The sequence below is a fragment of the Kribbella sp. NPDC026596 genome (genome assembly GCF_040638415.1).
Classification (GTDB): Bacteria; Actinomycetota; Actinomycetes; order Propionibacteriales; family Kribbellaceae; genus Kribbella.
Genome location: NZ_JBEZYF010000003.1, coordinates 163,450 through 184,236, shown reverse-complemented (window position 1 = coordinate 184,236; position 20,787 = coordinate 163,450). Strand labels below are relative to the sequence as shown.

19 protein-coding genes and 1 pseudogene are annotated in these 20,787 nt (G+C 67.2%); 12 read left to right on the top strand and 8 right to left on the bottom strand.

Annotated features, from left to right (window positions below; translation table 11 throughout):
- The first annotated feature begins 38 nt into the window (after window positions 1-38).
- The 3 genes from AB0E63_RS03725 to AB0E63_RS03715 are packed head-to-tail and all read left to right on the top strand — an operon-like array spanning window position 39 to window position 3,066.
- Window positions 39-812, top strand: coding sequence for a VOC family protein (locus AB0E63_RS03725; protein WP_360360816.1), 774 nt, complete (start codon window positions 39-41; stop codon window positions 810-812).
- Window positions 812-2,182, top strand: coding sequence for an MFS transporter (locus AB0E63_RS03720; RefSeq protein ID WP_360360814.1), 1,371 nt, complete (start codon window positions 812-814; stop codon window positions 2,180-2,182). The genes AB0E63_RS03725 and AB0E63_RS03720 overlap by 1 nt, the downstream gene beginning before the upstream one ends.
- Window positions 2,179-3,066, top strand: a complete 888-nt coding sequence (locus tag AB0E63_RS03715) for a LysR family transcriptional regulator (protein WP_360360811.1) — start codon at window positions 2,179-2,181, stop codon at window positions 3,064-3,066. Before AB0E63_RS03720 ends, AB0E63_RS03715 begins: the two co-directional genes overlap by 4 nt.
- 51 nt (window positions 3,067-3,117) lie before the next feature.
- On the opposite strand, the gene AB0E63_RS03710 is transcribed toward AB0E63_RS03715, so the two are convergent.
- The gene (locus AB0E63_RS03710; RefSeq protein ID WP_360360808.1) at window positions 3,118-3,801 is read right to left on the bottom strand and encodes a type 1 glutamine amidotransferase domain-containing protein; all 684 of its coding nucleotides are present in this window, start codon (window positions 3,799-3,801) and stop codon (window positions 3,118-3,120) included.
- Window positions 3,802-4,246: 445 nt separating this feature from the next.
- On the opposite strand from AB0E63_RS03710, the gene AB0E63_RS03705 reads away from it, so the two are divergent.
- From AB0E63_RS03705 to AB0E63_RS03675, 7 genes are all read left to right on the top strand, one after another.
- Window positions 4,247-5,032 carry a cupin domain-containing protein gene (locus tag AB0E63_RS03705; RefSeq protein ID WP_360360805.1) on the top strand — a complete coding sequence of 262 codons (786 nt, stop codon included), beginning with the start codon at window positions 4,247-4,249 and terminating at the stop codon, window positions 5,030-5,032.
- A 27-nt stretch (window positions 5,033-5,059) separates the two neighbouring features.
- Window positions 5,060-5,599 (top strand): type 1 glutamine amidotransferase domain-containing protein, encoded by a 540-nt coding sequence (locus AB0E63_RS03700; RefSeq protein WP_360360802.1) that lies wholly within the window; start codon window positions 5,060-5,062, stop codon window positions 5,597-5,599.
- Between the two features lie 7 nt (window positions 5,600-5,606).
- The gene (locus AB0E63_RS03695) at window positions 5,607-7,175 is read left to right on the top strand and encodes a DJ-1/PfpI family protein (RefSeq protein WP_360360799.1); all 1,569 of its coding nucleotides are present in this window, start codon (window positions 5,607-5,609) and stop codon (window positions 7,173-7,175) included.
- 93 nt (window positions 7,176-7,268) lie between these two features.
- Window positions 7,269-8,444, top strand: coding sequence for a ferritin-like domain-containing protein (locus tag AB0E63_RS03690; protein WP_360360796.1), 1,176 nt, complete (start codon window positions 7,269-7,271; stop codon window positions 8,442-8,444).
- 4 nt (window positions 8,445-8,448) lie between these two features.
- Window positions 8,449-9,138 carry a type 1 glutamine amidotransferase domain-containing protein gene (locus AB0E63_RS03685; protein WP_360360793.1) on the top strand — a complete coding sequence of 230 codons (690 nt, stop codon included), beginning with the start codon at window positions 8,449-8,451 and terminating at the stop codon, window positions 9,136-9,138.
- Window positions 9,139-9,651: 513 nt separating this feature from the next.
- Entirely contained in the window at window positions 9,652-10,035 is a 384-nt protein-coding gene (locus AB0E63_RS03680) for a hypothetical protein (protein ID WP_360360790.1), read from the top strand.
- A 323-nt stretch (window positions 10,036-10,358) separates the two neighbouring features.
- Window positions 10,359-10,679 carry a hypothetical protein gene (locus AB0E63_RS03675; protein WP_360360787.1) on the top strand — a complete coding sequence of 107 codons (321 nt, stop codon included), beginning with the start codon at window positions 10,359-10,361 and terminating at the stop codon, window positions 10,677-10,679.
- 266 nt (window positions 10,680-10,945) lie between these two features.
- On the opposite strand, the gene AB0E63_RS03670 is transcribed toward AB0E63_RS03675, so the two are convergent.
- From AB0E63_RS03670 to AB0E63_RS03660, 3 genes are all read right to left on the bottom strand, one after another.
- Window positions 10,946-12,238: a S8/S53 family peptidase gene (locus tag AB0E63_RS03670; RefSeq protein ID WP_360360785.1), complete on the bottom strand. Its 1,293-nt coding sequence runs from the start codon at window positions 12,236-12,238 to the stop codon at window positions 10,946-10,948.
- 116 nt (window positions 12,239-12,354) lie between these two features.
- Entirely contained in the window at window positions 12,355-12,609 is a 255-nt protein-coding gene (locus AB0E63_RS03665) for a hypothetical protein (RefSeq protein ID WP_360360782.1), read from the bottom strand.
- Window positions 12,610-12,639: 30 nt separating this feature from the next.
- A complete protein-coding gene (locus tag AB0E63_RS03660; protein WP_360360779.1) occupies window positions 12,640-13,455 on the bottom strand; it encodes an alpha/beta hydrolase in 816 nt (271 codons plus the stop codon).
- Window positions 13,456-13,868: 413 nt separating this feature from the next.
- Here AB0E63_RS03660 and hrpB point away from each other — a divergent pair, with 413 nt between their 5' ends.
- Complete coding sequence (gene hrpB, locus AB0E63_RS03655) at window positions 13,869-16,421, top strand: ATP-dependent helicase HrpB (protein WP_360360776.1); 2,553 nt, start codon at window positions 13,869-13,871, stop codon at window positions 16,419-16,421.
- 231 nt (window positions 16,422-16,652) lie between these two features.
- Here the strand turns inward: hrpB and AB0E63_RS03650 are convergent, their stop codons facing one another.
- The 4 genes and pseudogenes from AB0E63_RS03650 to AB0E63_RS03635 all read right to left on the bottom strand — a co-directional run bounded on the left by AB0E63_RS03650 (window position 16,653) and on the right by AB0E63_RS03635 (window position 19,966).
- Complete coding sequence (locus AB0E63_RS03650) at window positions 16,653-17,159, bottom strand: aminotransferase class V-fold PLP-dependent enzyme (protein WP_360360774.1); 507 nt, start codon at window positions 17,157-17,159, stop codon at window positions 16,653-16,655.
- Between the two features lie 19 nt (window positions 17,160-17,178).
- A pseudogene (locus AB0E63_RS03645) lies at window positions 17,179-17,388 on the bottom strand (aminotransferase class V-fold PLP-dependent enzyme); the annotation flags it as partial.
- On the bottom strand, window positions 17,385-18,620 hold the full coding sequence (locus AB0E63_RS03640; protein ID WP_360360771.1) for an MFS transporter: 1,236 nt from the start codon (window positions 18,618-18,620) through the stop codon (window positions 17,385-17,387). The pseudogene AB0E63_RS03645 and the gene AB0E63_RS03640, both read right to left, overlap by 4 nt.
- Window positions 18,617-19,966 (bottom strand): MBL fold metallo-hydrolase, encoded by a 1,350-nt coding sequence (locus AB0E63_RS03635; RefSeq protein WP_360360768.1) that lies wholly within the window; start codon window positions 19,964-19,966, stop codon window positions 18,617-18,619. Before AB0E63_RS03635 ends, AB0E63_RS03640 begins: the two co-directional genes overlap by 4 nt.
- A gap of 36 nt (window positions 19,967-20,002) precedes the next feature.
- Here AB0E63_RS03635 and AB0E63_RS03630 point away from each other — a divergent pair, with 36 nt between their 5' ends.
- Complete coding sequence (locus AB0E63_RS03630; protein ID WP_360360765.1) at window positions 20,003-20,659, top strand: metalloregulator ArsR/SmtB family transcription factor; 657 nt, start codon at window positions 20,003-20,005, stop codon at window positions 20,657-20,659.
- Window positions 20,660-20,787: the final 128 nt, after the last annotated feature.

Here is a 20,787-nt window from a genome sequence, read left to right as displayed (position 1 = left end):
CCCGCCCGCCGTTCATGACGACCAAGGGGAATGGATCAATGATCACCGTTACCGCCGAACAGCGCGTCCAGCCCGGCAAAGAGGCCAACCTCGATGCGCTGATGGCCGGCCTGATGGAGAACATCGCCCAGAACGAACCCGGTTGTACCCGCTTCGACTACGTGGTCGACGACACCGACCCGACCCGGCGCCTCTGCATCGAGACGTATCGCGACGAGGTCGCCTTCGCCCAGCACGGCGCCAGCAAGTATCTGGCCGACTTCATCCCCGAACTGCTCGACTGCCTGGTCGAACCGCCGACCGTGGTCCGGTTCGGCGACCGGTTCGCACCGACGGTCGAGGCCAGCTTCTTCCACACCGGCATCGTCGTTCCCGATCTGGACAAGGCGATCGCGTACTACGCGGACACCTTCGACCTCCGGTTCACCGAGCCCGGCGTGTTCAGCATCCCGCGGCTGGAAGACCCCGACCCGCACCCCTTCGAGCTCACCGCGGTGCTGTCCCGCACCGAGCCGCCGTACCTGGAGTTGATCCAGGCGAACGGCGACGGCATCGTCTCCGCCGACAAGTGCGGCCAGATCCTGTACCACGCGTACTGGGAGCCGGACATGGACGCGCGGTTGGACTGGCTGACCACCAGCGGTCCCGGGGTCGACGCCGTCTTCCGGATGGAGGAGGGCTCCACCCCGTTCTCGATGATCACCTCTCCGGATCCCTACGGGAACCGGATCGAGTATGTCGGCACCGACGCCGTCGACCCGCTGACCGAGTGGGCGCGGACCGGGGTTCTGCCGGGCGGGGTCGGGGCCTGATGACCTCGCCACTGCCACAGTCACCGGTCACGATCCCGGACCGGTCAGTCGGTCGACGCCGCCTGATCACGTTCCTCGGCATCTCGGCCGGGAACTTCCTGGTGCTGCTCGACACCTCGATCCTCAATATCGCCCTGCCCGACGTCCAGCGTGATCTCCAGGTCGGCGGGGCGTTGTTGCCCTGGGCATCGGTTGCCTACACGGTGGTCTTCGCGGGCGTCCTGCTGGCATCCGGAGCGGTCTCGGACCGCTTCGGCGCCAGCCGGCTCTACCGTTACTCGCTGATTGCCTTCGCCGTCATCTCCTTGCTCTGCGCAGCCGCGCCGAACATCGGCCTGCTGATCGGCGGCCGCGCCTTGCTCGGGATCGCGGCAGCCGGCATGGTTCCCTCATCGCTTGCGCTGCTGGTGGCCATGTACCCCGAGCCGGCCGTCCGGGCGAAGATGATCGGCACCTGGGCTGCCGTCACGAGTAGCGGCCTGCTCGCCGGTCCGCTACTCGGTGGAGTGCTCGTCACCCTTGGCGGCTGGCGACTGGTCTTCCTGGTCAACCCGCCCATCGCCGTTTTGTCGTTGGTCCTGGTGCTCGGCGTGGCGAACGTCGTACCGCCGACGATCCGGCCGTTGGACCGGCCCGGCGTGACGCTGTCCATCGTCCTGCTGGGCTGTCTGACCTTCGGGCTGATTGATGGCGGTACGAACGGGTGGGTCCGTGCGACGCCGCTCATCAGCCTCGCCCTCTCGGCCGCGGCCCTGGTCGCGCTGGTCCAGGTAGAACGCCGGGCCGAGCACCCGGTGCTGCCACCGGCGCTGCTGGCTCGCGCCCAGGTGCGGCTGGACATCATCGCTGCCACCGCGGCCACGCTGGTGTTCTACGGGATGCTCTTCATGCTGACCCTCTGGTACCAGCGGGAGCGTGGATTCAGCGCCCTCGACACCGGCTTGGCGTTCGTACCGATGACGTTGCCGATGTGCGTTCTGCCGATGGTCACCGGCAGGCTGATCGCCACCTTCGGCGCCCGCCGGCTGATCATCTTCGGGCTCACCTGTGACGTCTTCGCCGGGCTGCTGCTGACCGGGGTCGGCGTGCACTCCTCGCTGCTCTGGATCGTCGTAGCGGAGATCGCGCTCGTCCTTGCCAGTACTACGGCGATCCCGGCGGCGACGGCCGACATGTCGGTGGCCGCGCCCAAGGAGTACGCCGCGTCGGCGCAGGGTGCTTTGAACGCCTCCCGGCAGGCCGGTGCCGCCCTGGGAGTCGCGGTGCTCGGCCCACTCACCTCGCTGCGTACGGCGGGTGTGATCCTCGCGGCCCTGGCGCTGGTAGCCGTCACGCTCTCTCTTCCCGTACGACGCCAGCAACAGCCGTGAACCTGGATCTGTTGCGGACGTTTCTCACCGTTCATCGGGTCGGCTCGCTGACCAAGGCGGCCGCGCACCTCGGGCTGTCACAGCCGACCGTCACGGTCCAGGTCAGGACTCTGGAGGAGAAACTCGGGAAGCAGCTGTTCGTCAGGCGCGCCGGCGGCGTGACGCCGACCGGTGTGGCCGACGAGCTGGCAGGCCAACTGGGGCTGCATCTGGACGCCCTCGAAGAGGTGGTCGACCGGGTGCTGGCGACCGACCCCGGCAATCAGACGCTCCAGTTCGGTGGGCCGCCCGACCTGACCACCGCGAAGGTGATCCCGGCGCTGGCCTGCCTGATCGAGCGCGGGCTGCGGGTGCGGACCTCTTTCGGCCCGCCGGGTCAGCTGATCGAGGGGCTGGTCGCCGGCCGTCATGACCTGGTGGTCTCGACGGCACGGCCACGCCAGCCCGGGCTCACGGTCGAGGAACTCCTCGAGGAGGAGTTCGTCCTGGTTGCCGGCGCGGACTGGGCGGCTCAGTTGCCCGCCGATGTCACCGCCGACGGCGGAGTCGCGCTGGACCAGGTGCCGCTGGTGTCCATCGGGGAAGGACTGCCGATCATCGGGCGATACTGGACGACTGCCTTCAACCGTCAGCCACGGATGCGGCCGGCGATCGTCGTACCCGACCTGCACGCGGTGCTGGCCGCGGTGATCGCCGGCGCCGGCATGAGTGTCCTGCCGACCTATCTGGCGGCGGAAGCGATCCGGTCGGACCAGCTGGTGCGCCTCTGCGATCCGGTGATCTCGCCCAAGAACATGCTGTATCTGGTCAGCCGGACAGGCCTTTGCCAACCGCAGGTGAAGCTCGCCTGGCGTCATCTGATGGCAGAGGCCAAGTACTGGTAGCACAACGACTGGTAGCCATCGGGTTGCGGACAACCCGATGGCTACTTCGGTTCAGCCTTCGAGAATCCCGACCATGGCGTCGGCCACACCCTTGGCCGACGCCGGGTTCTGCCCGGTCACCAGCCGTTCGCTGACCACGACACACGGCTGGAAGTTCGGCTCCTTGATGTGCCGGCCGCCGCGCTCCTCGAGCTTGTCCTGCAGCAGGAACGGGACGACCTCGGTCATGCCGACCGCGTCCTCCTCGTCGTTGGTGAAACCGGCGAACTCCTTGCCGTCCACCAGGTACTCGCCGTTCGACAACGTGACGTTGACCAGCCCGGCCGGTCCGTGGCAGACCGCGGCGACGACCCCGCCGGTCTCGTAGATCTCGCGGGCGAGGTCACTGAGGCCCGTCTCGTCCGGGAAGTCCCACATGGTGCCGTGGCCGCCGACGTACAGGACGGCCGCGAAGTCACCGGCCTTGACGTCGGCCGCCGTCGGGGTCGACTGCAGTTTCTGCTGCATGGTGGCGTCGGCCAGGAAGTCGTTCTGCACCTCGTCGGCCTGGTCGTGACCGATCATCGGTGGCTTGCCACCGGCGACCGAGACGAAGTCCACCTCGTAGCCGGCGTCCGTGAACACCTTCCACGGGTGGGCGGCCTCCGGGAGGTAGTAGCCGGTCGGACCACCGTCGTCACCTAGGCGGTCCTGGCTGGTCAGCGCGAGCAGTACTCGCTGCGGAAGATTCGACATGTCACTCCTCATGGGAACGGATCGGCTGGACACAGCCGTCCGGTTGAATGCGGTCGGTACAGCTCCAAACGGGAGTGTAGAAAACATGTTCATTTATCACCAATATAATTTCTGATGGAAAGTCATCGGAAAACTGATCGCCTTTCCTGCGCATACATCCGGGACCGGCCGGGAATGTAGTCCATGGTCCACGTGACCACCTTCACAAGTAACCATTCGTTCAGTGAGACATCCGTTGACCTGTCCGGCGGTCTGTGGTTTCTTGAGTCGGTCCGAATCGTACCGCCCACGACATCGGGGGAAGGGTCGCCCTTGCGCTGAACCAAACAATTCCGGGAATTTTCAATGAACTCGAAGCGCGGCCGGGGCCGAACCTTCGCATTCCGGCACAGCGCAGCTGCATTCTCACCGCCGCGGCGGTGACTGCCGACAATGTGAGGTGTCTGTGACTGCATCATCGAGTACCGAAACCATCGCGACGACCGGCGACGTCGTACCGGAGCTGGTTCGTTTCGACGCCGGCAAGGAAGACATCAGGGAGCTGAAACGGCTCGTCCGGCGGGGTGGCCGGCCCCGGAACGAACAGTTCGACTCCGACCTGCACCTGAACGAGATCATCCCCAAGCCCTGGGGTTACGAGTACCGGGCCTACGTGGACGACTTCTTCGACTGCTGGGCGCTGCACATCGACGCGCCGCATGGGACGTCGGTGCATGTTCACCCGCGCAAGCTGACGTATCTGCTCTGCCTCGGTGGCCGGGGGATCACCGCCGGGCTGAGAGAAGAGGTCCCGGTCCGGGCCGGGACGATCATGCGCATCGCCGGTGGTGCCTTCCACGGCACCCGGAACACCGGTGACGAGCCGCTGGAACTCATCGAGATCGAGGTGCCGCGGAACAAGTTCGACCTGCTCCGGCTGCGCGACGACTACGACCGCACAGGCAAGTCGTACGAGTCCGAGGCGATCGAGCGGCCGGAGCACCCGATGCGGCGGGTGCCGCAGCAGGCGAACGCCCACCTGCGCGCCAGCACGCCGGACGGCCGCTTCGGTTTCGAGATCCGGACCGGGATGGATGTCTTCTACCGGCGCCGTACCACCGATCTGTTCTATGTACCGCTGTGCATCTCCGGGGTGGTTCGGCTCGACGTCGAGATCCTCACCAATACCACCCGTGAAGTGGTACGTCCGGATGTCGAACTGCCGTACCTGTGTATTTCCCGTCGTGGTTGATCGTTGTTCACAGAGAGGTTTACACAAATGTCACACAGCGCGGCGATTGTTACCGGTCCGGGTTTTCAGGACCATGATGTGGTCTACACCTATTACCGGCTGATCGAAGAGGGCTGGGACGTCGCGGTCGCCACGAAGGACGGTGATCCGGTGATCGGGAAATATGGCGTTCCGTTACCGATGGACAAGACCGCCAAACCGCTGATCGCGTTCGACGACCTGGTCGACGGCGAGTGGGACGCGGTGATTCTCACCGGCGGTCACGAGGCGCCGGACCGGATTCGGCAGGACAAACGAGTGCTTGAATTCGTCGCTGGGATGGACAATGCCGGGAAGGTGGTCGCCGGCCTTTGTCACGGTCCGTGGATCATGGTCAGCGCCGGTGTCCTCAGAGGCCGTACGGCGTGTGCCTACATCGGGCTGCGTGACGATGTGATCAACGCCGGCGCGACCGTCGTGGACAGCGACGTGATCGTCGACGGCAACATCATCACCTGCTCGTACTACGCCTACGTGGGCGTCTTCATGCGGGCCGTCTTCGAGACCGTCGAGAAGCTGGCAGCCTAGTTTGTCCATGCTGATCCTCGACTTCGACGGCGTCATCTGCGACGCGTTGGAGGAGTGCGCGCTGGTCACCTGGTTCGGTCTGCTCGACCGGGTCCCGCCAGAGCCCGGTCCAGCCCTGCTGGACCAGGTGCCCGCCGCGTTCGTCCAGCGATTCGCCCACGTCCGGAACTATTCGCGACTGCTCGACCACTTCGCCGTGGCGGGGCTGCCGGCCGCGGCGGAGGTCCGGACGCAGGCCGAGTTCGACAAGCTGTTCGCTTCCTTGGATCAGCGCGAGGTCGCCGAGTTCGTCGCGCGCGCGACGGCCGTCCGTAACCGGCTCCGGGAGACCGAGCGGGACTTCTGGCTCGGCCTGCACACCTTGTACGACGGTGTCCCGCAACTGCTGAGGCGCCATGCGGGAAAGGTGGCCGTGGTCACGGCGAAGGACGAGCCCTCTGTCTGGGAGATCCTGCGTCGGTACCGGCTGGACCGCACGGTGACGGCTGTCGTCGGGGAGTGTGCGCGCAAGCCGGAAGCGGTCCGGAGGCTCGCCCGGCAGGCCGGTGTGTCGACAAGCGACCTGATCTTCATCGACGACAACCTCACCAACACCGTCCGGGTCCGGGGCACCGGAGCGCAGGTGTTCTGGGCGCAGTGGGGATATCAGATCCCCGAGCACCGGGCCGAGGCGGCCAGGCAGGGGATCCGTTCGCTCGAGCTCTCCGAGCTCGGATCAGTGCAGTTGGCCGCATCCCGACCATCGAGACTTCCACAGATCGGAGCCACCACCATGACCGTCACCAAACCAGACCTCCTCCGCCGCAACGGCCGGACCCGGAGCATCACCCCGGAGCCCGAGCCCGAGACGCCGCTGATCCGCTCCATCGGTGTGCTCGCCTACGACAAGGTGAGCGAGCAGGACTGCCTGACACCGTTGGAGATCTTCAAGGGCGCGGCGATGGTGATCAGCGGCGCCATCTCCCCGTGGGAACGGGAGACCGCACCGGAGAGCCTCGAGGTGCAACTGGTCGCCGTCACCCCGGGCGTGGTCACTATGCAGATGGGCACGCAGGTCGTGCCCGATGCCGCCCTGGACGACACGCGGACCTACGACCTGCTCTACGTGCCGGGCGGGGTCGGCTCCGGCGAGATGGCGAAGGACGAGCGCGTCCTGGAGCTGGTCCGCCGCCATCATGATGAAGGAAAGGTGGTCGCCGCCAACTGCTCGGGAGTGGGAGTGCTGGCGCGGGCCGGCATCCTCGGCGGCAGCCCGATCACCTGTGTCGCCGCGGTCGCACGAGGGCTGCGAGGCGAGGGCTACAACGTGCCGACCAGCCGGCGGATGTGGATCGGCAGCCCGGAGGAGCGGATCTGGACGGCGACGGGTTCGTACGGCGTCAACGGCAGCGCCGTCGCGATCGTCGCGCACTACCTCGGCCGGGAGGTCGGCACGATCGTCTCGATGATGTTCGACACCCTGAGCGGCCTCGGTGAGGTCATCTTCGAACCGGTCGGACCGGAGTTCTACGAGCACCCCGAGCTGGAGAAGTCCTTCCAGGATCTCTTCGAAGACATGCTGCTGCCCGCCAGCTGAGCAAAGCCGTGCCGTGCGGCGTACGGCGGTCGCACGGCACGGCTCGATTCCATCCGCACAGGTTCCAGCCCGATCAACCAGCGAGGTAGCCCGATGACTCAGTCAGCCTTCTCTCCCGCGCAGCGTCAGCCGGCCACGGCGCGCGACCTGCACTGGATTCGCGGTGCGCTGCAGAGCGCCGTCTCCATCGAACACGCCACGATGCCGCTGTACTCGGCGGCGATGTACTCCCTGGAAGTGCAGAACTACCCCGCCTACAACACCCTGCGGTCGGTCTTGATGGAGGAGATGCTCCACATGGCCGCGGCCTGCAACGCCTTGGCGGCGATCGGTGGGGCGCCACGCATCAAGAGCCTCGACCCGACCGCCATCCACACCGGCCTGGCCGGAACCGTCGCGCCCGGTCTGACCGCGAGGTTCGCCCGGTTGTCCCGCAAGCAGCTCGACACCTTCATGCGGATCGAGTCGCCACTAGAGCTGCTGCCGGCCGATCAGCAGGGCCTGCGGTACCCGACGATCGGCAGCTTCTACACCGAGATCAAGGCCGCGATCGAGGCGAACGCGGATCTCGTCGCCGCTGCCATCCGCGGCCGGCGGGTCGCCAACCAGGTCGGCGGGAACCTCGGCTATGCCGTGATCGACCCCAAGGGCAGCGACCCGGTCGGCCAGATCCTCGCCAGCCTCGACCTGATCATGGACCAGGGTGAGGGATTCGGCGCCAGCACCCTGTCGTCCGGCGCCGGTTCACAGGACGAGCTGTCGCACTACGCCCGGTTCGCCGAGCTGAGATTCGGTCGTACCTATACCGGTCCCGACGAGCCGGCACTCGACACCATCACCGCCGAAGGCCAGCGCCGGTACTTCCGCGGCGCCAAGATCGCCTGGCCGACGGTCATCAACTCACTCGCGGTTCCCGCGGATGGCTACGCGGCCATCTTGCGGCTGGACCCCAGCGGTGTGGACGTACTGCGCGAGTTGCGCGCGTTCGACGCCGCCTATACAAGGATGCTGGCTGCGCTCGATGACGCGTGGAACGGTCCTGCGGACCAGTCCTGGCCAAGTCTCGGCCGGGCTGTCTTCGAGATGAACGAGCTGCGGGTGATCTCCTGCTTCAACATTCTCCGACAGCAGGTTCCGGCCGCGGCCGTGGCGAAGGTCGATGAGCTGTACCCGCTGGAAGCGCCGGAACTACGCGCTCTGTCTGACTTCTCCCAACCGCTGTATTACGGCCCGCGGTTCCTCAACACCAGCCTGAGTCGCGGCCGGTGAGGGAATGAGGCGATCACTTTCACGGCGGGCTCTCTTCGTACTGACCAGCCACGGCGAACTCGGTGACACCGGCAGACCCACCGGCTTCCATCTCGGCGAGACCTCGCTGCCTTGGCAGAAGCTGACCCGGGCCGGCTACCAGGTCGACCTCGCCTCGACCGACGGCGGCCGGCCACCGATGGTCGGTCATGATCCCTCGGCGCCGGCGGAGATTGCCTTCCTTGCTGATCCGGCTGTCGGGGCCGCGCTCGACAATACGATCCCAGCCGAGCAGGTCGACCCGGGTCGCTACGACCTCGTGTACTTCGTCGGAGGCCACGGCGGCATGTGGGACTTCCGCGGCAATCCGGCACTCCACGCGATAGCTCGGTCTGTGTATGAGGAAGGCGGGTTGATCGCGGCGATCTGCCACGGTCCCGCAGTATTGGTCGATCTGGAGCTGAGCGATGGCAACCGGTTGGTAGCCGGCAAACGGCTGACCGCGTTCCCCAGGGCGGATGAGGCCGCGAGGGAACTCGACGCCGTGGTGCCTTTCTGTCTGCAGAGTGCGCTGGAGAACAACGGCGCGATCTACAGTTGCGGGCCGGACAAGGCAGCGCATGTCGTCACCGACGGCCGGTTGCTGACCGGACAGAACCCGGCCTCCGCGGCCTGGCTGGCGGACTCCCTGGTCGAGGCCTGCTCTGTTGCGTAAAGGGTGAGTGGGTCTCGGACGAGCAAGCATGTCTGCCCGCGGCGGAGGCAGCTGTTCAGCCTCGTCGTTCCAGACTCGGTGCGGGTCGTCAGTCGGCGATAGGGGATCAGCCGCCGCAGGCGCTTGCTGGTCGTGGGCTTTGAGCTGGAAGAACGTGCCCGGCCGGCCGGCTCCCAGCTAGTCGGCGACGCATTGTGCGGACCGCCGAGGAAGACGGAGTGACTGACGTTGGTGTCACGGAGCTCCTTGTCGCAGATGATGGTTGGCCAACAGTTGGAGCCTCCGACGTCGTCGAAGCTCCTGACTGTGGCTGGGCATCCCCCTGGCCTGTTCCCCGCAATGAGGACCGCGCCGATCACCAGCGCGAGCCCAGCGGCTGCGCCAGCGCCGTCTTTCGAAGGCGAGGTCTGATCCCGTCCGTCGACTTGAATCGACCAGTTGACTGGGCAGAGGGCTACGGCCGCCGTTCGTAGAATGCCGGTCCGCACCCTCGCCGCAACAGCCTCGCCGCCGATGACTGAGGGCTTCGGGTTCAGGGCGATCGCAGAGACGCTCAACACCGAATGGATTGCATGTCCGTCGGCGCACTCGTCGAAGATCGTCCGGTCGCGAGAGCCGGCCCACCCCGCGATCGTCTCGATCAGGTGGATGTTCGCCCTGGAGACCGCTGCCATCGGGATGAAGTCGTGGGCGCGGGTCAGGAAGGCGCCGAAGGTCGCGGCGAACGGGATGTACCCGCGCACCTGCGCGGTCTGGCGAGCCCGCCACAGCGGGCTGGTCAGAGCTCGGGCGAACCGGGCACACGACTGCTCAGCAGCTCCTGACTTCGCCACACACAAAGCCGGAATCCCGTCGATCGTCAGACCCGGTGCGGCTCCTATGGCGTCTTCCCAGTGAACCGCCGCGACCTCGCTCTGGGAGGTGGGGGCGGTCGACGTATCCACTTCGCCGGCAAACGCCGTCGGCGGCGTGAATGCCTGTCGTGCGGTTGCCTGGAGCAACTTCACGGGCTTGCCGGAAAGACACACAGGCGGCGACGTGTGACACCTGTCTCCATGGAAACAGGCCTTCGGTGTCCTAGGAGGAATCCGCACCCTTGACCACACGGCTGTGGCTCAGCCCCTAGCCGGTCGGGAGTTTGCCTGACGTCCTTGTGCGTCACTCCTGGTCTCGTAGGTGCGGAGTGTCATGATCGGTGTCGGGATCACTGGGAGGCTGGGATGACGCCTGAGGAGCGGTTCGACGAGTTGGTTGGCGAGTTTCTGGATATGCCTGGAGTGACGGGGCCAGGTTCGGGGCGGGGCTTCGGTTCTTCGGCGTTGCGTGTCGGGAACAAGATCTTCGCGATGCTGGCGCACGAGCGGCTGGTGGTGAAGTTGCCGGGGGCCCGGGTCGATGTCTTGGTGGCCGCTGGGGAGGGAGTTCGGTTCGACGCGAACAAGGGTGTGCCGATGAAGGAATGGTTCAGTGTTGATCCTGATTCGGCTTTGTCGTGGCAGGAGCTTGCTCGTGAGAGTTGTGCTTTCGTCGCGGGGAAATAGACATCTGGGTCACTCGGCCTGACCCGCCGGGCCGGCTGGGAATGCCGGGTGCTCGGTGTCCTCGTCGATTGTGGCGGGACCCGACCAACGCGATGAGCCGCGCGTTCATGCCCGGGTGGAGAGTTGCAGCGGATTGTGGAGTGGATCGCGGTGGCGTGTGTACGCCTCCGGCAACACGGTCAACAGCTGACTTGTCGGTCGGCACCCGAGAGGCGTCCTGACGCAGTGCGGACCGAGCTGATCGGCCGCACTGCGTCAGCGTGCCCTTAGCCGTGGGTCGACGCCTGCGCGTCGCCCGGCAGGAGCACCGGCCCGACAGCCGGCAGAACGCGGCGGTGGCTGAAGGCGAGCAGGGCGTTGGCTGCCTGTTTGGGGCGTTCGCCGGTCAACGACATTCGGGCGGCGATCAGGCCCGCAACCATGGGAGTTGCGAATGAGGTGCCGCTCCATTGCGCCATGCCGGCGAAGTCGCGGAACCGGCCTGCGTTTGGTCGTTCGGTGCATTTGTAGCGCCCGGTCAGAAACGCGTTCACGAGATTCTCGCCCGGTGCATAGACGTCGACCCAACTGCCATAGTTGCTGAACGACGCACGGCTGGTTCCGTCGGCGGCCAGTGCTCCCACCGAAACGGCTTCGGGGTAGGCGGCCGGCCAGAACCGCTGGTCAGTGCCGTCATTGCCGGCCGCGGCGACGAGTACGGGGCCGTCCGCGCCGCCCTGCCGCGGCCGGGTGAAGGTGTCGAGACCCATCGACGGTATGTCGAAGCGCGTCGTGGAGCCGGCCGAGAGACTGATGATGTCCGGATCCTCGTCCATCACTTCGGCCAGTCGATCGGCCAGATCCGCCTCGAACACCGCTCCAGCCTTGTTGAAGTAGCTCTTTACCACCACTTCGGCCTGCGGCGCGATCGCGCGGACGACGCCCGCGATGAAGGTTCCGTGACCCGCGTACGGGCGGATCAGCTTGGTCACCGGGTCGAAGGCCACCTCGGGGTCGCCGCTAACGCCGTTCAGCCAGGGTGCACTCGGTGCCGGAGTCCAGCCGACGTCCAGGACGATCACCTTGACCCCGTGGCCGTCGGCCTTGCCCACCTTGGTCAGAAATGGATCTGGGAGCGCGCCTTCAAGGACTTCCTCAGGTTCCGTCGCGGGACATGGACTGACGCTGCAGACGTAGAACAGGTGTTCCGGCGTGACATGGCCGCGGCCGAACCGGCTGTCGGCATGCGCCAGGAAACGTTGGATCTCAGTGAAGCCGTCGCCGTCCGGTGCGTCGGCCGGTACGGCGTCCGGCAGGTCGAGCCGGGTGACGCCGAGGCTGCTGCGCCGAGCGTTTCCACCGCCGAAGAGATCGACCGCTCGGGGACCGTCGTGATCCCTGACCAGCACGCCCCTGGACCGGTAGATGGCGTTCACCCCGGCGGTGCGCCAGTTCGGCGGATCGATCTCGATCTCGTCACCGAATTCGGCCAGAATCAGCTCGACCTGGTCTTCAAATTTATCGTTTGAATCACCGTCCGGCAGGCTGTTGTTCTCGCCCGAGTTGTTGTCGTCCGACATTTTCTCTCCCCCTCGATGATCACAGACAGGTACATCCCGGCCAGTTAACATTTCACTGTGCCGACAAACCAGAGGGTGTGTCGAGGGCGCCGGAGGATCTGCTGACTTTGGCTTTGTCACTCCCGCATGAGGCGATTTCCGGCGCGCCACTGCTCCTCGGGGGCGGACCGCCGCAGTTCACCGCGTCGATCGCTCACCGGGCCGGCGGCATCGGCTTGCGCCAGCTGGGCGACGTCGACACCGCGATCCGGCAGATGCGGCCGGCCCTGCGGCTCGCCGAACAGTCGGGGTACCGGCGGCGCGAAGGCGATCAGGAGGAGTACGACGTTGAGCGCCGTCTTGGGGAGTTCGTGGCGACGGATGTGGGTCAAGGAGCCGCCGATGATGATTCAGGGCCGGCCTCATTGGGGTGGCTGATCGCGGTGTCGCTGGAGGAACTCGATGATGGCTTGGGCTGCGGGTTCGGGTTCTTGTTCGGCGGGGTAGTGGCCGGATCGTTCCAGGATGAGGCCGGTGACGTCTGTTGAGAGCGTGCGAAGGCCGTCCGCGACGGCAGAGCCCATCGCGTAGCGTCCTCCGATCGCGAGCACGGGCGTGTGGATCGGATTCTCTCGGAGTCGTTCAACGTCGGCGATGTCGTCGGCGCGGGATCGGTAGTAGCCGAGCCCGGCTTCCAGAGCATCGTCGGTCGTGTAGGCGTCGATGTAGGAGCGCACTGTATCCGGGTCCAGCCCCGCCGGCCCGGCGCTCTGGCGGAGGAAGGTCCCGTAGTAGGCGTCTTCCCGTCCCGGGACGAGCTGCTCGGCGAGGCCGGGTGCGCGGTTGAACGGGCCATGCCAGGACGGGTAGTGCTCAGCGCCTGGTGCGGGGATGTCGACGTCGATCCCGGGGAGGATCTCCTCTTCGATGACGATCGCGTTCACCGCCTGGGGCATTGCAGCGGCCAGGAGAAACGCGACCGTGCCACCCCAGTCATGGCCTACCAGCGAGAACCGTGTGAGCCCGCGCTTTCTGAGATCGTCGCCGAGGCTGTCGGCGAGGTCGCTCTTCCTGAAACTAGGTGCGCTTCCCGCCGGCTTGCCGAGCCCTGGCAGGGCGACCGGAATCGGCGCGAAACCGCTGCGACGCAGGAGTGGCAGCAGGCCTTGCCAGTGCGTCTCGGTGACCGGCCACCCGTGAAGGAGCACGACGGGCCAACCGTTCGACGAAGCACTCATCGTCCCATCATCCTCATCACATCGTCGGACTCAATGGCCTGCGCCTGCTCCGGGAGGCTGGCCTGGCGTCGGGCACATCCTGCGCAGTGAAGGAGCGGCACCCGCGAGGAACACCTCCGCGAGCTGCGAGCCGATCTCGAACGCCGTACGTGAGAAGGCTGACCGGATGTCCCCCGGCGACCGGGTTGTCGAGGTAGCGCACCCTGGAGGCCCCGGGCACTCTCCGACGCTCACCGCCAAGGAGCTAGACCGGCGGATGACCGCAGGTCCTGCCGAACCATCGATCCGCGCTCATGAGATTGGCCCGGTACGCCGACTTTCGAGGCGCCGTTCGACTCCGAGTCGGTGGCTTGGGTGAATCCGCTTGCGGTTGGCTGGGCGGTTCTGTGGTGGTGGTCGGCTAGCGTCGGGGCGTGCTGTTGCCTGAGTCGTCGGTGCCGGGGGCGGATCTGCCTGTCCGGGCGGTTCTGCCTGCCACGGTCGATGCGGTGCGTTCGCGCGGTACTGCGGTGTTGGTTGCGCCGCCTGGATCGGGGAAGACCTCGCTGTTGCCGCTTGCGCTGGGCGACGCGCTCGGGGGCACGATCATCGTCGCCGAGCCGCGAAGGATGGCAACCCGCGCGGCTGCGGTCCGGCTGGCGATGCTGGTCGGCGAACCGCTCGGGCAGCGGATCGGCTACGCGATGCGCGGTGAACGCAGCGGCGGCCAGGGACTCCGTGTCGAGGTGGTGACGACAGGGCTCCTCGTACGGCGTCTGCAGCAGGACCCGGAGTTGCCGGGTGTCGCCGCGCTTGTGATCGACGAGTGCCACGAGCGGCACCTCGATGCCGATCTACTGCTCGCGCTCTGCATCGACATCCGGGCGAATCTTCGGGAAGACCTGGCGATCGTTGCGACCTCGGCCACGCCGGACACGATCAGGCTCAGTCGCGCATTGGGCTCGGATGTTCCGGCGCCCGTGATCACCGCGTCTGCTGCGCTGTTCGACGTCGCGATCGAGTGGGCCCCGCCACCGGTCCCCGTGCCGCTGCTTCCGGGTGGGCGGGTCGACCCGCGCCTGCTGGATCACGTCGCGGCCGTCGTCCAGCGTGCACTGACCGAGAACGACGGCGACATCCTCGTGTTCGTCCCGGGGGAGGCCGAGATCAACGGTGTGACTCGCCGGTTGGCCGATCAGAATGTCCTGCCGTTGTTCGGTCGCCAGTCCAGGGCTGAACAGGACCGCGCGTTGGCGCCGGCCGGTACTCGCCGGATCGTGGTCACGACGTCGGTCGCGGAGAGTTCGCTGACGGTGCCCGGGGTCAGGGTTGTGGTCGACTCGGGTCTTGCCCGGGAGCCGCGGACCGATCAGTCCCGTGGCCTGGGGGCGTTGGTCACCTGCCGGGTTTCGAGATCGTCGGCCGACCAGCGAGCGGGTCGTGCCGGGCGGGAGGCGCCTGGCCGGGTCTATCGGTGCTGGTCTGCCACTGACCATTCGCATCTCGACGATCATGCGGCGCCGGAGATCGCGATCGCCGATCTGGCCGGCTTTGCTCTCGATCTCGCGGCGTGGGGTGCGCCTGCTGGTGACGGTCTGACCCTGCTCGAGGCGCCGCCGGTGGTGGCGATGACCGCGGCCACCGAATTGCTGCGCCGCCTCGATGCCGTTGACGACGGCGGCCGGATCACCGAGCGGGGACGGCGGATGGCGGCGATCGGCGCTCATCCCCGGTTGGCTCGTGCGTTGCTGGACGGGACGCCGCGGGTCGGCGCCGACCGGGTACGCGAGGTCGTCGCGATGCTCTCGGACGACTCCGGCCGCGACTTCGGCGATGACCTACCGGCCCGCTGGCGAGCCCTCCGCCGCGGCGAGGACCGCGGAGCCACGGCCCGCTGGCGAGAAGAAACAAGGCGCCTCGGCCGAGGCATGACGACCGGCGACCCGTCGGGTGGAGATGGAGTGCGGCCGGCGGTTGGTGGGCCGGCTGGTCGGGGGACGCGCGTAGTACCGGATGATCTTGCGGTGGGGGTTGTGGTGGGGCTGGCGTATCCGGATCGGATTGCGCGGGTCCGGGGGGTCGACTCGGCGACGTACCAAATGTCTGGTGGTACGGGTGCTGCTCTGGATCCGCAATCGCCGTTGCGGACCACGACCTGGCTGGCGATCGCGGTTGCTGACCGAGCACCCGGTCGCGCCGACGCCAGGATCCGTTCCGCGGCGCCGATCGACGAGCAGACCGCGCGAGACATCGCAGGCGACCTCGTCTCGACCACCGACCAGATCCGCTGGGACGACGGCCGGATCGTGACGCGGCGCGTCGAGTCTCTCGGCGCGATCGTGCTCAACGACGTCCCGCTGGCAAACCCCGACCGGCTGCTCGTCCAAGCGGCCGTCCGCGACGGTATCCGGCGCAGCGGTCTGTCCGTACTGCGCTGGTCGGAGGCCGCACTCGCGTTGCGGGAGCGGCTCGCGTTCTGCCACGCCCACCTCGGCGCCCCGTGGCCCGCGGTTGACGACGAAGCACTGCTGGCCGATCTTGACGAATGGCTGGGTACCGAGCTCGCCTCGGTGCGAGGCTCGGGCGATCTCGCCCACATCGACGTGGCTTCAGCGCTGCGGCGACTACTGCCATGGCCCGCTGCAACCCGGTTCGGCGAACTCGCACCGGAACGGCTCCGGGTCCCATCGGGCTCCGAGGTCCGACTCGCGTACGACGGTGTCGAGCCGCCGGTGCTCGCCGTGAAGCTGCAGGAGGTATTCGGCTGGACTGCCACTCCGGCCGTCGCGGACGGTCGTGTCCCGGTCGTCCTGCACCTACTGTCGCCCGCACGGCGCCCGGTCGCGATCACGAGCGACCTCGCCTCTTTCTGGAAGCAGGGCTATCCCCAGGTCCGAGCCGACCTGCGAGCGCGCTACCCCCGCCATCCCTGGCCGGAAGATCCACTCACTGCCATCCCGACCAAGCGACTAAAACCTCGCCAGTGAATCGAGCTGCCCTGGGCAGTGTGTCTGTACTGTCTGCGCCGTTACGGGGACTCGACAATGTTGGACCACGGCATCAACGTCGACGAAGTACCGAAGGGCGCACCGCCTCGCGGAACGTGGGTGGTAGCGGGTCGGGCTTGGTCCAGTTTCGCCTCAGATTCCAGCGCAAACCGGGTGCGGGCTGATGGCCTCGCCGGTGCCGGAAGCAGCCGTCCGTCGACGGCCCGGTCCTCACCACCATGCTCCGGCGAACCCGTTCTGCATCACGGTCCGGCGTGTCACGGTGCAGAACCGTGGTGTAGGGCGGGCTGGGGTTCGCTGGCTGTGTGAGATGTCCTTCTCCTGTCGTCCTGGCGCTGGTGGGCTGGGGAGGTTGACCATGTGGTGGTGACCTCCTCGCCCCGCCCGCCGCACGTCGGTGGCCGACCGGATCCGATAGCCGGGACTAGCGCGTTGAATCCCGAACCGTAAGGCGTGCCGAACCGTCGCGCTGGTTGCGTCGGTGTGCAGCAGTGCGTCGTGGCGGTGGGCGATCGCGGCGAGCTCGGAGATCGACTGCAGGGTGCCGGTCTCGCTGTTGGCGGTCATGATCGAAACGAGCACGGTTCGGTCGGTGATGGCTGCCTCGATGACGGCGGGATGCTCGGTGACCTGGGTGATGACGTGGTCGCGCCGCCCCCTGACCGTGAGCGGCAACCGCGGCGCCGCGGATGGCGAGGGTGTCAGCCTCGGACCCACCGCCGGTGAAGATGACTTCCGCCGAGCCGGCGCCGAGCAGGTCCGCGACCTGGCCGCGAGCTTCGGTGATAGCGGCGCGCGGTTGCTTCGCGTAGGCATGGCTGCTGGACGGATTGCCGAAGTGGCGTGTGAGGTAAGGGAGCGCGGCGTCGACGACGCGGGGATCTGTGGGGGTGGTTGCGTTGTAATCGAGGTAGATCGGGCCATCGGCGAGCCCTGGATGGGTCATCGGGTGCTCCTGGGGTGGGTTTCGTACATTCGGGCGGCGACAACGAGTCCGGAGGCGGCGGTGAGGGCAGCGACGACCCAGATGGCGGTGGGGATGCCCCACAGGTCCGCGACCGCGCCGGCCAGGAGAGCGCCAACGGCGAATCCTCCGTCCCGCCAGAGCCGGTAGACGCCGACGGCGCGTGCGCGCCAGGTGGGCTGGGCGACGTCGCCGATGGCCGCCAGGAGAGTCGGGTACACCATGGCGGTGCCGAGGCCGAGCAGAGTCACTGCGACGGCCCAGGCCGCGAAGTCGGTGCCGACGGCAACTAGTGCGAGGGCGACCGCCTGGAGGAACATGCCGCCGGCGATGAGCCATTTGCGCCCGATCCGATCCGAGAGTGTGCCGGTGGCGAGTTGGGTGAAGCCCCAGACCGCGGGGTAGAGCGCGCCGAGGAGACCGATCTCGGCCAGCGTCAAGCCATGGCTGCTGAAGAAGATAGGGAACAGGCCCCAGGCGAGGCCGTCGTTGAGGTTGTTGACGAAGCCGGCTTGGGATGCCGACGACAGAGCAGGCTCTGTGAAACTTGTGCGGGTGAAGACCTCGCCGGTGGCCAGGCCGGACTGAGATGTTCCGGCCTCATGGTGGGCGTAAGCGCGGGTCTCGCGGACGGCAAGCGTAGATAGTCCGAGCCCGAGTGCGGCGTAGGCGACGCCAAGCAGGAACGGCTCGGGCCGCAGTCCGTAGGCGGCCGCGAGGAATCCCGTGGCCATGGCGGTTGCGGCGACCGCGAGATAGCCGGCGGCTTCGTTGAGGCCCATGGCGAGTCCGCGGCGGGCGGGTCCGACGAGGTCGATCTTCATGATCACGGTGGTGGACCAGGTGAGGCCCTGGTTGATGCCGAGCAGCACGTTGGCGGCGATCACCCATCCCCAGTTCGGAGCGCAGATCAGCAGCAGTGGCACGGGCAGACCGATGAGCCAGCCGGCCACAAGGACTGGTTTGCGGCCGAAGCGATCCGACCAGGTGCCGGCGAAGAAGTTGGTGATCGCCTTGACCAAGCCGAAGGCGAGGATGAAGGTGAGCGCGCCGGTGTAGGCGGTGAGGTGGAAGGTGTGTTCCGCCAGCAAGGGCAGCACGATGCGTTCCTGGCCGAGCATGCCGCCGACCAATGCGTTGACGGCGACCAGCAGCATGAACTGTGCGAGGTTCGCCCGAAGCCCAAGCTGGGGTGTCTGGGCTTTGGTGGTCATGCGAGTGATCGGCCCGTTACGGCCGCCCAGTCGTCGGCGCCGCCCTCGAGAACCTGTACGTCGCTGTGCCCAGCGTGCTGCAAGATGCTGGCGGCGGTCATCGCGCGTTCACCGTGACCGCACATGATTACCAACCGTTGTGCCGGAAGGTCAGCAACGCGGCTCGGCAGATCTCCCAGCTCGACGTGGAGAGCACCTGGGATGTGTCCGCTGTTGAATTCGCCGTCTTGTCGGACGTCAAGTACCGGCGTGGCGCCAATCTCGCCGGCGCTCAGCAGTGCTGTCGCTGCGGTGGGACCGTCCCAGGCATCCATTCCGTCGACCAGCTCACCAGCGGGTACGGCGTACCCGATCTTCAGGGCCTGCCACGCAACGTCAGTGAGGTCTTGGCCCGGATTGCGGACGATCACGTACGGCGCTGCTGGGTCCAGCAGCCAGCCGAGCCAGGAGGCGAACTGTGGCCGCAGCGGGATTGACAGTGCACCCCGGATGTGTCCGGAGGCGAAATCCCGCACGGGTCGTACATCGACGATCACCGCCCCGCGGGATGCGAGATCGGCGAGCCCGGCCGCATCGAGTCCACGCACGAGCGGGTCGTGCACCAGCGCAGGGCCGCGCCGGTTCATGTCGGCCAAGTGCAGGAAGTACGGCGGGAAGCTGCCGAGCCCAGCGAGTAGTCGCTCCACGAACGCGTCCTCGGTGGGTGCGGCCAACAGTGGATTGGTGGCCTTCTCGCGGCCGATCGTGGATACCCGCTCGCCGCTGCTCGGAGCGGAGCAGAACGAACCGGTGCCGTGCGTCGGCCAAACGCTCGTGGCGTCCGGTAAGGTGGCGAGCCGTCGCAACGACCGGTATTGCGCCCGCGTGAGTGCCTCCGTCCGGTCGGGACCGGCCAGATCGGTGCGGGCTGCGCCACCGACGATCAAGGACCCACCGGTGAACACCCCGAGCCGGGTCGTTGCATCCAGCAACTCGAAGGCCAGATGCTCACCGGTGTGGCCGGGGGTGGCGAGCGCACGCAGCGTCAGCCCGCCCAGGTCGATCTCGTCTCCGTCGTGCAGACCGACGTGGTCGAATGCGCGGTTGCCGCCCGCTGAGGCCAGCAACTGGGCACCGTCGAGCGCAGCCAGCTGGACAGCGCCGGACAGGAAATCCGCGTGCAAATGGGTGTCGGCCGCGAACGCGATGCTGAGATCCCGTCGCTCGGCTTCGGCCCGAAGCGCGCGCAGGTCCAGCGACGCGTCGACGGCGAGCGCTCGCCGGTCGCCCAGGTCGACCAGGTACGAGGAGTTCCCGAGTCCGTCGTCGACAACGGGAAAGACCAGCTTGTCGTCTGCATCACGCACTCCTACACTATTCCATGAACTATTGGAGGAGTGCCAATGGGCGATGCGATCCGCAAGGCGGAGCTGTTCGAGGGGTTCGCGAAGGTCGGGAAGGCGCTGGCCAGTGCAAAGCGGCTGGAGTTGCTGGATCTGCTCGCGCAGGGGGAGCGGTCGGTCGAGGTGCTGGCCGGCCGGGCTGGGCTGGGCCTCACCACGGCATCGAACCATCTGCAGATCCTTCGGCATGCTGGGCTGGTCTCGACCCGGAAAGACGGTACGAAGGTGTACTACCGGCTGGCCGGCGACGATGTGGCCGCGCTCTGGTCACGGCTGCGGGGCGTGGCGTCGTCCCACCTCGCCGAGGTCGACCGGGCTCGGGATGCCTATCTCGGAGATGACGAGATCGCCGAGTTGACCCGCGACGAGTTGCTGGTCCGGCTGAATGCGGGCGACGTCACGCTGATCGACGTACGCCCGGCCGAGGAATTCGCCGCAGGCCACATCCCCGGTGCGCTGTCGGTCCCGGTCGAGGAGCTCGCGGAGAAGATCGCGACGCTGCCCGGCGATGCCACGATCGTGGCGTACTGCCGCGGTGCCTATTGCGTGATGGCCCACGAAGCGGTCCGGGCTCTGGCTGCCGAAGGACGACACGCCCTCCGGCTCGCCGACGGGATGCTCGAATGGCGACTGGCCGATCTGCCGGTCGCGGTCTGAGGGAGATCGAAGCTGTCGGACTGGCAGTTGGGGGCGGGGGATGGGCATCGACAAGGTGTTGGAGCAGGCTCGTTCAGGATTCGTGCGACTCAAGCCGGAAGCGGCCTGGGCGGCGGCGCAGGAAGCGC